General features: G+C 35.2%; 13 protein-coding genes. 6 read left to right on the forward strand and 7 right to left on the reverse strand.

The genetic code is table 11. The annotated features are described in order from the left end of the window. Position 1: 1 nt before the first annotated feature. The gene (locus MHI40_RS16565; protein WP_340764566.1) at positions 2–646 is read right to left on the reverse strand and encodes a DUF4386 domain-containing protein; all 645 of its coding nucleotides are present in this window, start codon (positions 644–646) and stop codon (positions 2–4) included. A gap of 189 nt (positions 647–835) precedes the next feature. Between MHI40_RS16565 and MHI40_RS16570 the strand changes: the two genes are divergently transcribed. Further along, entirely contained in the window at positions 836–1,231 is a 396-nt protein-coding gene (locus tag MHI40_RS16570) for a pyrimidine dimer DNA glycosylase/endonuclease V (protein ID WP_340763582.1), read from the forward strand. 254 nt (positions 1,232–1,485) lie between these two features. On the opposite strand, the gene splB is transcribed toward MHI40_RS16570, so the two are convergent. Next, positions 1,486–2,514: a spore photoproduct lyase gene (splB, locus tag MHI40_RS16575; RefSeq protein WP_340763583.1), complete on the reverse strand. Its 1,029-nt coding sequence runs from the start codon at positions 2,512–2,514 to the stop codon at positions 1,486–1,488. A gap of 305 nt (positions 2,515–2,819) precedes the next feature. On the opposite strand from splB, the gene MHI40_RS16580 reads away from it, so the two are divergent. After that, positions 2,820–2,927, forward strand: coding sequence for a putative holin-like toxin (locus tag MHI40_RS16580; RefSeq protein WP_245762754.1), 108 nt, complete (start codon positions 2,820–2,822; stop codon positions 2,925–2,927). Positions 2,928–3,788: 861 nt separating this feature from the next. Here MHI40_RS16580 and MHI40_RS16585 read toward each other — a convergent pair. The 3 genes from MHI40_RS16585 to MHI40_RS16595 form a co-directional block, all read right to left on the reverse strand. Further along, entirely contained in the window at positions 3,789–4,520 is a 732-nt protein-coding gene (locus MHI40_RS16585; RefSeq protein WP_340763584.1) for an MBL fold metallo-hydrolase, read from the reverse strand. Between the two features lie 105 nt (positions 4,521–4,625). Beyond that, on the reverse strand, positions 4,626–5,219 hold the full coding sequence (locus tag MHI40_RS16590; protein WP_340764568.1) for an ankyrin repeat domain-containing protein: 594 nt from the start codon (positions 5,217–5,219) through the stop codon (positions 4,626–4,628). A gap of 146 nt (positions 5,220–5,365) precedes the next feature. Continuing rightward, positions 5,366–6,523 carry a TerD family protein gene (locus MHI40_RS16595; RefSeq protein WP_340763585.1) on the reverse strand — a complete coding sequence of 386 codons (1,158 nt, stop codon included), beginning with the start codon at positions 6,521–6,523 and terminating at the stop codon, positions 5,366–5,368. A 182-nt stretch (positions 6,524–6,705) separates the two neighbouring features. Between MHI40_RS16595 and MHI40_RS16600 the strand changes: the two genes are divergently transcribed. Further along, complete coding sequence (locus tag MHI40_RS16600; protein WP_340763586.1) at positions 6,706–7,032, forward strand: nucleoside triphosphate pyrophosphohydrolase; 327 nt, start codon at positions 6,706–6,708, stop codon at positions 7,030–7,032. 468 nt (positions 7,033–7,500) lie between these two features. On the opposite strand, the gene MHI40_RS16605 is transcribed toward MHI40_RS16600, so the two are convergent. Next, positions 7,501–7,875, reverse strand: a complete 375-nt coding sequence (locus tag MHI40_RS16605; protein WP_340763587.1) for a hypothetical protein — start codon at positions 7,873–7,875, stop codon at positions 7,501–7,503. A 160-nt stretch (positions 7,876–8,035) separates the two neighbouring features. Here MHI40_RS16605 and MHI40_RS16610 point away from each other — a divergent pair, with 160 nt between their 5' ends. The 3 genes from MHI40_RS16610 (at position 8,036) to MHI40_RS16620 (ending at position 11,588) form a co-directional block, all read left to right on the forward strand. Then, on the forward strand, positions 8,036–9,223 hold the full coding sequence (locus MHI40_RS16610) for a DNA cytosine methyltransferase (protein ID WP_340763588.1): 1,188 nt from the start codon (positions 8,036–8,038) through the stop codon (positions 9,221–9,223). A 20-nt stretch (positions 9,224–9,243) separates the two neighbouring features. Continuing rightward, on the forward strand, positions 9,244–10,185 hold the full coding sequence (locus MHI40_RS16615) for an HNH endonuclease (protein WP_340763589.1): 942 nt from the start codon (positions 9,244–9,246) through the stop codon (positions 10,183–10,185). A gap of 62 nt (positions 10,186–10,247) precedes the next feature. Beyond that, complete coding sequence (locus tag MHI40_RS16620; protein ID WP_340763590.1) at positions 10,248–11,588, forward strand: restriction endonuclease PLD domain-containing protein; 1,341 nt, start codon at positions 10,248–10,250, stop codon at positions 11,586–11,588. A gap of 119 nt (positions 11,589–11,707) precedes the next feature. Here the strand turns inward: MHI40_RS16620 and MHI40_RS16625 are convergent, their stop codons facing one another. Beyond that, positions 11,708–13,537, reverse strand: a complete 1,830-nt coding sequence (locus MHI40_RS16625) for an AIPR family protein (protein WP_340763591.1) — start codon at positions 13,535–13,537, stop codon at positions 11,708–11,710.

The raw sequence follows: 13,537 nt of genomic DNA on the forward strand, positions 1-13,537 counted from the left end.
ATCAAAACTTTTTTATAACTTTTCCACCTTTAAATAGTAGCCACAATCCAAAACCTAATTCCCCTGCTATCATAGGCATATTAAAAATAAATTCTATTGTAGTAATGATATTTTGATCGATAAGTAAAGTTTTGCATACATGAATACCAAGGTATCCTACTGCTGCTATTACCAGTAAAATAGAAATAATTTTAGGGATACTATTTGTCTGGAAAGTAATCCACCCCACTATGAATAGATGCAAACCAAAAACAATTAATCCAACAGCCCAAATCATTTCAAATGCTTTCAAATAGAAAGTAATATTTTCTTGAAGTTGATCGGTTACGGGTACATTATTGGAGAGCAGTAATACAAAGAGCAGGTTTAATATTCCTATTCCTAATATAACTGCATACGTGAGACGTAACCAGGAAGCCAGTAATGCTAACTCCTGATTAATCGGCTTGAGGAAGATATAAAATGACCAAGTGACTATTACGTCTAAGATTAAGATAATAATCCACCCCACTATTTCCACTTTAAATAGCGTTATGGATGAAGCGATATTATGATAGGTTGTGCTCACATCGCCAGGCACGACAAGACTATCGTGGACATAACCGTAAGAAAAGCCTGCCACAATGGCCATAATGATAAGTGCCATGCCCGAAATAATAGCAGCTGTTCTCAAATTTACGTTCCTTTGTGTACTAATAATAAAGACCCCCTATTACTATTTTGACTTAATTGTAATAGGAAAGTTAAAGTGATTCATTGACTTAAATCAAGATTGTCTGTTATTAAGAACAAAAAGGTGAAATTATTATAACTGATTGAACTGGAGATGATTTATTTGCGTTTATGGCACCAGAGTTTACTAAGCGTTTTGCCGAAGTCCCAGCTGCTGGCACAGTGGCGCGAGTTAAATAGTATTTATGCAAAGGAAGATCGGCATATTTTGATAAATTATATTTATGACTATCCGAAAGATGATTTATTTTCTTATACTGAACTAGTCCTACAGGAAATGCGTGCCCGAGAAATTAACATTCGCACTGTTGATAAAATGGAACGATACTTCGCAGATGGCCCTTTTGAAAAAGTGACGAATCCATTCGTTCTTCATCATAACAAGGAGTATTTAGAAATATGTTATTTCAATCTTAAAGAAAAATTTATTCGTGGACAGAAGGATTTTGATGAGGAGCGGTATGAAGCTTTGAGGGAGATGTATGAATCGATGGTGTGAAGTATTTAATCGCAAGATCGACTCCGAGAATCGCAATACATTTCCCGGAAATCGCAAGCTCAGGACCACAAATCACAAGTCTCATCGTGTTTTTGGGTGAATCGCAAATGAAATCCTTCAAATCGCATGTTCGACTCTGAGAATCACAAGATACTTCCTGGGTATCGCAAGTTCATCTACACTAATCGCAAGACCACCCAAGTAAAAAGCGTAAAGCCCCTTCACTCCAGGAGCTTTACGCTTTTTCTAATGGCTCATGTAAAATACTCTAACTTTGCATTCGGAAAGTATTTATCCATATAGCCGTAAAGATGGGATTTTATATCCTCCTCTTCGTCCTTTTGATAAATGTATTTCCCAATTCCATACTTGCCCCATTTATAGCGTCTTTTTTCTTCATCCAACTCTAATTTTGACTTTGGATAGTTTTTCTCAATGACTTTTTTCGCGGGCTTTGTGAACCGATGTTGGATGAATTCAAAGGTAATATCATCTCTTGCATCTTTTGGCAATTCCTCGTCTAGTCGTTCGAACATGTGACGGTAGCCTTCCTCCCAGCCATCATGAAGGTAGATGGGAGCAACGATAAAACCAAGCGGGTATCCTGCTCTTGCTACTTTCCCTGCAGCCTCGATTCTTTTATCCAAAGGAGAAGTGCCGGGCTCGAAATTTTTAATGACATAGTCGGCATTTATACTAAATCGGAATCGCGTATTTCCATTGTGTTTAGCATCCAATAAATGATCGACAAAATGGAATTTCGTTACAAAACGAAGCCTACCTAGTTCTGTTTGACCAATATGTTCAATGGCCCTTTTTAATGAATGTGTCAAATGGTCAATCCCCACAATATCGGAAGTACATGCTGCTTCGAATCGAGTAATCTCAGGTGCACGTTCCTCAATATAACGATCTGTTGCTTCGAAAATCTCCTCCACGTTCACGTAAGTTCGAATATATGGTTTACTGCCCATCGTCGTTTGTAAATAACAATAATGACAATGTCCCATACATCCTGTCGCAAGTGGGATTGCATATTCAGCAGAAGGCTTAGATGTATCAAATTTTAACGTTTTGCGAATACCTACGACTAAGGTAGATTTTGCGATGCGATATTTTTGAGCATCTGTTTCACCTGGTAAATCTCGAATTTGATTGTGTGAAGTAGTAAAGCGGATTTCGATACCCATTTTCTCGAACTTTTCCTTTAGTTCTTTTCCAAGCGGATAATCCAGTGCGTTAGGCTCAAAATAAACAAGCTGTGGTACGAAGGGTTTATTCATGCCGCGAACTACCTAATCCATTATTTTTGTCCATTCCATCACCTTTCTCTTTTTCATAGCTTGTCTTAAAAGTGAGGAATTATGAAAGTGGACTTAATTTTCGGTGAGTGTTCAAGACTAAGCATGAGATTCTAAACAAAGAAAATCCAGAAAAGAAACAGTACAAAACCGTTTCTTTTCTGGAATAGTTAAAACCTATCTTCTCTTTTAAAATAGAATATTCATTCTGTTTCAATGGTATAATAAAGGCACAATTGCATAGCAGAGTGGGCGGTTGGTCACTTCCTTTCAAGGAGGTGATGCCAGTGACCACATACGAAGCAATCAGTTTGTTAATACAGCTAAGTGCTGTAATTTTAGCAGCTTTTTCTATCGTTGTGACATTGATTATTTTCTTTGCTAAAAAGAAATAACCGTCCCTCAGCAAAGGTTTGACGGTTATTTTCTGACCCAGGACCAACCGCTCTTTCTGCGGTTAGCAGTTGTAGGACTGGATATTAGCGTATCCAGTCTTTCTTATTTTATGATTCTAAGTTCATTATATACAGAAACTTTTTTGTATTCAACAAATACGCAAGTTATTGCCTGTCCCTCCTTTGTCACTACACAGAGACAGCAACAGGGATCAGATTGCCTTAACTATCACTAGGATAATGAGACAGATGACAAAATCTGATAGACTAATAGAAACTGCGATATGATAATTAATAAGAAAGTTGGTGAAACTATGAATGTGTTCCTAATACTCATGCTACTCATCTCGTTGACTATAATTATAGCGATAACCATCTACGGATTAAGAGCAAAGACTAGCGAGAACATGATGCTATCCCAATCCCTACTCGCATTCTTTTTATTCAACTTTATATTAATAGTTATACCGCTCTTCTCCAAACTTTTTCCAGAACCAGAAATAGAGAATACTAGTGTTCTATTCACGCTTTTGTTTCCAGGGGGATTTTTCCATTATGCGGGCTTACTTTTCATCTTACTTTTTCCCACGGTTTTGGGTATCTGCCTTTCTATGACGATTCTAGGCATTAAAGGAATAACACGGTGGAAGACCAATAAGGACAAACTCTTGCTCGCAGTGTCCCTTCTATCCGCCACAAGCATCTTAACCTTTTCAATTACGATCATCTTATATCCTCTACTAACTATTTATATCGTGTGCCTTAAAATGGTGAGGACACAAAATAAAAAAAGCAATCCTATTTAGGCTCAAAAAAACTGGTAGAACGAATACTTTTCAACAAGCATTCATTCTACCAATTTTATATTTCTATTAACATTCCTGACTCTGCTAACTCAATATGTTTATTTCCTTGGTTTATCGCACTAACTACTAAATCGTTCAAATCACCGTAGTGTGGAAGATGTGTTAATAACACTCTTTTTGCTTTTGATTGGTATGCAAGTATTCCGGCATCCTTGGAAGTCATATGTCCCGAACCTTCCCCGTCCATTCCTTCATACAAACTACATTCCGTAATAAGAAGATCGCTATTAGAAGCAAAATCTATTAAATCTGGCGTAAAGCTAGTATCAGATGTGAACACAATACTTTTGTTGTCACATACAATTTTTACGCTATACGTTTCTACTGGATGTATATTCCGCATAAATGTACAGCTGAATGGCCCGATGTCAAACTGACTCTGTTCATTAAATGAAGTGAAACGAGAATAAGCAACAGCCTCCACTTGCTTTTGTATCCCATCGTCTGCCGGTCCATAAACACATAATTCTTCCGAGGCTCTACCTAACTGTGTATTTACCAGCCTAGAAAACAAATACGATCCAATATCACTGAAATGATCATAATGATAGTGAGTTAAAACTACATGATTTATATCATTTAAATCTATATAATTTTGTAACTCTGATAAGACACCACTTCCACAGTCTAGTAGTAATGAAATTCCTTCGTGCTGGATTAAATATCCTGAGCAAGGGCCATTCTTTTTAGGGAACCCTCCCCACATACCAACTACTCTGCATTCCATAGGTTTTAGCCTCTTTCTATGAATCTTTCTGATTCCATGATATTATCATGCGCTATTAGAGAGTCCCAAATTATATATAATACTCTTTAAAATATTCCTAGCTTATTAGTTTGCCCCTGCTTCCAACAAAATCTCTTCAATCTCTTTATATCCCTTTTCCCTAGCATGTTCCAACGGAGTTACCCCATCTTTATCTGCAAGATTTACATCTGCTCCGTGCTCGATTAATAAACGAATCGTTTGCTGCTGTTTTTCAGATCCATCATTTAAAATGATAGCCTCGAGCAAAGCAGTCCACCCTAGATTATTAACATGATTCACGTCAGTCTTTGTATTTGTCATAAGCTCGTTCACTACCTCTACATACCCATGTTCTGAGGCAGGGATGAGTGCAACTCCACCATATCGATTAGTGATCGTTGGATCTGCTCCAGCTGCAATCATTAGCTTTAAGATTTCCATATATCCTTCTGCTCCTGCATAAAGAAAAGGGTTATTAAGCATATTATCCTGAATATCTACATCTGCACCTTCAGCGATTAATACCTTGACCATTTCCACGTCATTTGCGTAAGTAGCAATCATGATCGCTGTTCTCCCCTGTGTATCCTGTGCATTGATATCTACTCCTTTATCAAGTAAATCTCTAACTCTATCAACCTCTTTGCCTTCTACTACTTTGAATAATTGCTCGTTCATCGTCTCATCCTCTCCTATATTCATCGCCATACAGCCTTGGAGGAATAAAGTTATCCCCATTAATATGAACAGTCTCTGCATATCCTACCCACAACTTTCCACCATCATCCTAACTTCCGCACACAAATGGATACAGCATATAAAAATTATTTAAACTCAACTACTCCACAATCCATTTCAAACAAGCCATCCGCGTATAGCTCTGGAGAATGTTCAGAACCAGATTTTGAATACCTCTCTACGTGACTGACATTAATATTATCGGCATCTGTAAAGTCAATATGGGCAATCGCTACCCAGTAAGCTAAACGATTTTTCTCATATAACGGGCTAGTTATCCGTTGACCCAATTGGTTATCAACGACAGCTTGCGCCTTCATACTTTTGAAACTACCTATGCCATTGCTAACTGCGCTATATGCCGCAAACAATACATACTTCAATTTAGAGGGATCGTGTATGACAATAGTTTCTTTTCCTGCTCCCCTACTATCACCATCTAGCGTAATAAAAGGCTTTTGGTTCGCATTCCCCATTGAACGGTAATACACTTTTCCTGTATCACCATTTTTCAATACATAAAAACAATATAAATCTAAATCCTTTTTACGATTCGCCCACTCCAAAGTGGCTACAATTTTATTGGACTTAGCTATCGATATGGATTCCTTTTTCTTCAGATTAATATTCATTTTCTCCAGGTTTGGCTTTTCTTTTTTAGGTGCTTCTATAGGAGGTGGAGTAGGATCACTCTGTATACTACTCTCGCTATTTTCAATCTCTAAACCATAATTTAAGCATAATGCCTCCAGCCCTCCATTAAATCCACTACCAATCACACTAAATTTCCAATACCCCTTATATCTATATAACTCACCTACCACTATGGCCGTCTCCTGCTGCAAGTCGTCACCAAACGAATAAGTATATAAAGTATTGCCTGTAGCAGCATCTCTTATAAGAAGCTCTAGCTTTTCTACTTCTTGAAAACGTAAATTTTGCGCGTCTCCTTCATGAATAGTCAAGGCAATAGCTATTTTTTCAATTGTTTCAGGAACAGTATTCAACTGAATAGTAATCGAGCCATCTAATATTGTTCCTTTCGCATAGCTAACTGATTTATCGGGACTGTGTGGTTGACCGTAAAAGATAAAATGTTCATCCTTTTCGCAGCGATCACCAGCTTGCAATAAAAAGGAAGAAATATCTAGCTCCATATCTTTTTTCGGTGTGGACCATCGTACAAAACATTCCAATTGTGTTGTATTTTCTAATGTAACCTTCTGCCCACGTTGTATTTGCATGAAAACACCCCTTTAGATTATTACTTACCATTATACAAAATACGCTATATTTTTTCTTTGTTTTCAGATTTTTACACACGTATTTTTTAAAAAATGAGAAAGCAGAGAAGGATACCCCACTAGTTCTAACCTTTCAAATAATCCCAGTTTTCTCTATAATAAAAGAAAAAGGGGGATTTTCAATGCCAGTCTACAACAAACTAGTACGCGATTTAATACCACAAGTCATCGAAAAATCAGGCAATAAATTCACTACTCGTACACTAGATCCTTCCGAACATTTAACGGAAATAAAGAAAAAACTATATGAAGAAGTACAGGAATTCCAAGAAACGATGAATCATCAAGATGCATTAGAGGAACTAGCAGACATTTTAGAATTAATTCATGCGGCACTTCCTATTCATGAAGCAACTTATGGGGATTTGGAGAAAATCCGAATTGATAAGAAACAAAAATGCGGTGGATTTGAAGAAGGGATTTATTTGATAGAGGTGGAGGATGAATAAGTTACGGCTTATTACGACGAATCTTATTCAAGACTTAACAAAGCTTTCCTCGGAAGCATCTAGTATTTACTGGGTAACTGCATATTCGCTATATTCGCTATGAAAGTTTCAATTTAGTACTTTAATTATTAGTCATAGCTATCTTTCTAAATCCATTGTTAGGTATTACCATTCAAGTAATAAAATCCAGTTAAGAAACATCTCCAAAATGCTTCTTAAATGGATTTATAAAGAAGAAATATCTTATTATATAGCGGGTCTACAAGTTTTTAAATTTTTTAATCCAATGAATTATGCATCAATATTATAAGATTTGTATTATATGTTTTCCTTCATCTGCAGTATGTGCAAATTTTGCAGATACTGATTTTTGGGGTTTGTTATCTTCTCGTTGGCCATCTAAAATCGGCTGTTATCTGATATTTACACAATGGGCGGCCATTTACTAGGAGAGGTTACTATTGCTTTTTACTTTGTCATCCCGACTAGCTTTATATTCAAATTAATACGTAAATTGAAAATATCCTCATGTTTAATACTCCCAATATCCACACTATGATTATTTTCTATATTGCGGACAAACAATAATCTTCCAGCTAAACGACTGCTACCCCCGTACTCACTTACAATTTCAAACACGGGATTCATCGCTCTATCAAAACCTCTATCATCTATTAAAATAGCAATTTCATCGCTATAATCGTAAAAATCATAGCCTTCTGCTTGTAGCGTCTTTTGTAAATTATTATCTAATATCTCTTCCGTTTTGTTATCTAATTGTAGAACATCAGCTTGAAATTTCATTATTTTAGTATCAAAATATAATAAATAAACCTGTAACATTGTACACCTCTTCAACATAATTTTAGTAGAATTTAATTAAAATAAAGCAATTTAGCAGCTTTCCACTAAAAAAAGTAGTAATATATATATTATAGCATATATATATGCAAGAACTTTTGTTCGTTTTATGGACTAGGTCTTAAAGTAGGAGATGAGAAAATTGATTTTTCAAAAAGGCGAATTATTTAACGGCCCAGGTGGTCTTAGTCTTGCTGCTAAGAAAACAGTCGTTATACACCCAGAAACAAATGAAGAATATCGAATAGAACATGCATGGTCAAATGATTTTGATCAAAATGCCTGTAAAACATTTGGATTAAACATTTGTGGAAATGAAAATGATCCAAGTGTAATTTGGGGACCAGTTGAAAAGTTGCCAATTGGCGATCGATCAGTGTTAAAAGATATCGATTGTTTTGCATTTGGCTTTCCATGTAATGATTATAGCCAAGTAGGTGAAAAAAAGGGATTAGGTGGATCATTTGGTCCTCTATATAGCTACGGCGTAAAAGTATTAAATGAATATAAACCAAAATTCTTTGTTGCAGAAAATGTTGGGGGCTTACAAAGTGCAAATGAAGGACGTGCCTTCATAAAAATCTTAAGTGAATTAGAGGCTCCTGGTGAAGTAGAATACGTGGTAACACCCCACTTATATAAATTTGAAGAATATGGTGTACCACAAGCTCGTCACCGCATCATTATCGTAGGAATTCGAAAAGACTTAGCCGATGCGGGCGTTGAATTTAAAGTTCCTGCACCAATAACACCAAATTCAGCAGATTATAAAACAAGTAAAGAAGCAATAGAAAATCCACCGATTCCAGCAGATGCACTAAATAATGAAATGCCACGTCATACGGAAAGAGTACAAAAAATGCTGAGTTATATCCCACCTGGTGAAAATGCTTGGTATATCGGCATCCCTGAAGAACTGCAACTAAATGTAAAAGGTGCACGTTTGAGTTCCATTTATAAACGTTTAGATCCAACACGACCGGCGTATACAGTAACTGGTAGTGGTGGTGGTGGTACACACATTTATCACTGGGAAGAAACACGTGCTTTAACAAATCGTGAGCGTGCACGTTTACAAACATTCCCGGATAATTTTGAATTCATAGGAAGTAAAGAAGCTATACGTAAACAAATTGGAATGGCTGTCCCACCTGCTGGTGCACAAATTGTCTTTGAAGCAATTTTAAAATCATTTGCGAAGATTCCTTATGAATTTGTTGAACCAACAAAGAAACTTCAACTAGAATTCCTTCAAAAAGAGAAAGCTAAAAAAGTTGCAAAGAATGATATTAATGCTGAAGAACAACAGTTAACTTTCAATAATATCTAATTCATAAAGGAGACATGAGAATGTTGAATGAACGTGTTCATCAAGGCATTTTACGTAAGTTTGAAGCTTTAAAAGGCCAAACGTTAGTTGGAAAACTCCCTATCAAGGGCGTTAATAAAGAACAACGTGTACCAGCTGATCAATTCGTAGAAGAAGATCACATTCTACATGATTTGATCCGGGGTTTCTATAAACCAGCTGGTATGCCTTTCTTAATCTCTTATCAGGCAACAGAATCAGACGAAAATTATGGCCAACAGATAATTTGGAAAGATAAATCACTCTATGAATTTGAAACGATTGAAATGAGACCACCTAGTGGCCCTAAAGATAACCGTAAAAAAAGTGATATTGCGGCTGCGCGCTACAACTTAGAAAATCAGACTCCGATTGGCATAATGCACAAAGTTGATAAGGGCATTAACGTAATTCTCGGCTTAGGTATGATAGTAGAAGAAGATAGCAACGGTATTTTCATCGTAAAACCATATTCTTTAACTAACAATACTTCTACTCTGTATAATACAATACCCAATGATCTGAAAATTTTTTTTGAAAATGATGGACTAGATAATGATTTAATTACCGAAATTGTTAAAGAAACCAAACAACGTAAGGGTCAGGAAAAATTCCGTAAATTACTTCTTAATAAATATAATTACTGTGCATTATGTGGTGTGGAGTCTATTCACACACGAGCAAGTCATATTAAACCTTGGGTAGTCAGTAATAACCAAGAGCGATTAGATATACATAATGGACTTTTGTTATGTCCAAATCATGATTATTTATTCGATAAGGGTTTCATCAGTTTTACAGGTAAAGGCAACCTGTTAGCCTCTCCAAAGCTTTCCGAAATTCAAATACAGTTTTTCAATGTTCATTCACAAATGAAATTAAATTTAACAGAACAAATGAAAGATTATATAGACTACCATAGAAATAATGTCTTTATAAAATAAATACTTTTCTGTATATTATGTATTGTATTTAATTGTAAAATGAATGTAGAGGTGGAATTCTGATGTTTATTACCCATGATTTGGAACAACATATTATTAAAGACATATACAATTCCGGATATAGAGTTCTTAATATTTTATCTGGAAGTGTAAGTCCTATACTAGTTACAAAAATATTAGATGAATTAACTGAGTTAAATTTAAAAATTTGTGTTGGAATGGTTTCCCAAGATGGCATTTCAGAGTTTACACATCTAGCATTCCAACATTTAGTAGGAAGATATGAGGATCGGTTAGAAATACATTATCATATCGCTAAACCCGGGCAACATAGTAACGTATTTTATTGGGAAGATCCATTGCTTTTAGGGTTAGAAAAAAAAATATTTGTTGGTTCTGCTACTTTTACATTGAATGGTTTCTACCACCGAAGTGAAATCCTGGTAGAACACGACGGAAATGTAGAGCAGATCTTTAATCATTTAAATCTGATCAATTGTAAAAGTGAAAACGTTTCCGATGAAGTTAAAATTCACCACGACAGAGAAATTGAATTATTGGTTTCATATGAAGGTGAACAATTAGATATTTTTAGTCTCACTGAGGGTGGAGAACTAGAGGGATATTATGAATCCATTAATATTCCTTTAACAATCAGGGGTGGTGAAACTCCACCAAAATCTGGAATAAACTGGGGCCATAATGGTCAAAATGGCTTAAGACAACCTACACGTACTGGGAACGAAGCCTATCTATCTATTTCTAAACAAGTACATCGTGAAAATCCACATTTTCTACCTGAAAGACGTGAAAAATTGATTGTTTTAACTGATGATGGTGAAATGTTTATATGTAAAGTTGCACAAGAAGAAAGAAAAGCTATTGAAACTTACGATAATAATAGTATTTTAGGAGCCTATATTAGACAAAGAATAGGTGTAGCATCAGGGGCCTTCGTTGAAACTAGAGATTTGATGAGATATGGTAGAGATTCTGTAAAATTGACTAAAATTCATGAAGGACTATATTTTTTAAATTTCGCCACAGTCTTAACTTTAGCTAATTGTGAAGACCATCTATGGAATATTGATGAAAGAGATACTAAGATACTACAAGAAGACAACAACATGCAAATCTTAATTGAAGCTGTATTTGTAAGAGTTCCCGAACTGAATATTGATGTTTATGGTGGATTATTATGTTTTTGGGATGAAGATTCAAATGAATACCATGCAGATTCAGACTTAATTATAATTAAAACATTGGGCACGGATGATGTGATTTATGATGAAAGTGGTAGTTCACTCATTGTTGCAGTCGCTAACTATTGTCATGCGGTAGGTAGTGAATTACAAATGGATTACCTAGAATCTTTAGACTGTGAAATAGTCATTGAAAATTAATAATACTTTCTGTTAAAGACAATAATAAATCATTAAGGCAGTTACATCTAACTTAGATTCAATAGATATAACCGCCTTATGTTTTTATTAAGATTTTATAATAAGTGGTAAATTTGCCTTTAAACTAAATCACTCAACACATTGGCGCATTCTTTTTTAAATCCTTCCCAACATTCTTCGGATTTTGCCCATTGCGTGACATTACGATCTCCAGCTGATTCTCTTAAATACTTAATAGAACGATTAGCAATGATATTAATAGGTTCTTCCCACTCTCCTAGACCTTGCTGCTTTATCCAGACATCTTTCAAATTGAGTTGTTTCCCATATAGAAAATTAAACATTGCGACTGAATAATAAACAACATTTGCGCGATATCCTTTTAAGCCTAATTTCCCAACAATCTCAGCAACATAATTATTTACAATACAACGCGCAATTAATAATTTATAGTAGTCTTGATCAATACTTTTAATAAGAGACATACCATCACTATCAAGATCGTATTTCCAATAAGTACTATTTAAAGCCATAAAGCGTTTAAAAGCTTCTTCTCCCCCCTTACTTGAAATATGTGGATAACCTTCCCAAGACATAAAATATTTTGCCAATTCAACTTTAGTTAAAACTTTCTCTTGAGGGTACATTTTCTTAAAGTCATTTTGTTCTTTCCCTTTTTTACGACGTCCAATATCGACCATATATTGTCCACGAGCTCGTTCGAAATACCATTTCTCTTCTGATTTACGATTATCTTGAGCTGGTACCCAAGTACTACGAGAAAATTTTTCAATATCTGCCATAAAGCGAGTATTCGCCAATAAATCTGACTTGTTAATTTTATTTTGTGTATTAGCATATTCAGAGATTTTAGAGACTAAATCATCCTCTAATGCATATTTATCCTGTTCTTCTTCAGCATCAACTTTGATAATCGTCAATTTGGCTTGTACATATACTTCCGATAAGTCTTCACCATTTTTATAAGCTTGATGAATAGATGCCGTTGTTTGACCACCATTAACAATTTGCCAACTTGTTAGATTCTTAATTTCATATAGATTAGAGTCACCAATTTTTTCAATAATGCCATCTTTCGCAACACTAGAAATCCCATTGTTGTAGGCAACAAAAATACCTCGTTGTGTAGGATTTTTCAATGTATCACGAATACCCTTATTAGTTCCTCCACGAGCTTGTAAAAATGAACGTACATTACGTTCAACCAACTTCGGTCCCCACTCATCATAAAGTTGCGCTAATAATTGAGCAGGAATATAACCTAAATAACATTCCAATACATAGTTCTCATTTAATTCCTCACCTGACGGTACTTTGAGCATTTGAATAGTGCCATCATATACCTCTGTAAAGTTAATATCAAAATCACGAATGCCTTGTTCAGCCTCTGATAATCGATAAATACGATCCATATCCCATACATGGACGTTTACAGTTTCAACCCCTGGAATCTTCATCTCAATAGGTTTGTTAGATAAGTAAAATGTATTAGTAATCACAAATATATTTACTTCGTCTATTTCTTTTTTCTTTTCCAAAATAGTCTTTGCCAGATCGTAATACTCTAAGGATCTATCTGAGTTTTCTAAAATAAATTGAGCGTTTGTAAAAAATCGCTTTGCTTGCTTAGATAATTCTTCTACACTAGTCTTATTAATTTCCGGTAATACATGGTAATCATGATCAATGTCATATTCTGCTAAGTATAAATTTAACTCTGTATAATCGTCGCTGAATGCATAAGCATTAACCTTAATTCTCTGTTCACTTTTACGACATTGTACTATATTGGGTTCATCCGCTAATTCCATAAAATGAAATATTTCCTGCATAAACGGTACTTCACGGCCACCCATTTCTAAATCTTTGCTCTCTATTTTATCAATAAATTCGTTATAAAATCCTAATTTTTGTTTACGCTCCTGCAT

Origin of the sequence: Psychrobacillus sp. FSL H8-0510 (genome assembly GCF_038008345.1) — a bacterium.
GTDB classification, from domain to species: Bacteria; Bacillota; Bacilli; order Bacillales_A; family Planococcaceae; genus Psychrobacillus; species Psychrobacillus psychrotolerans.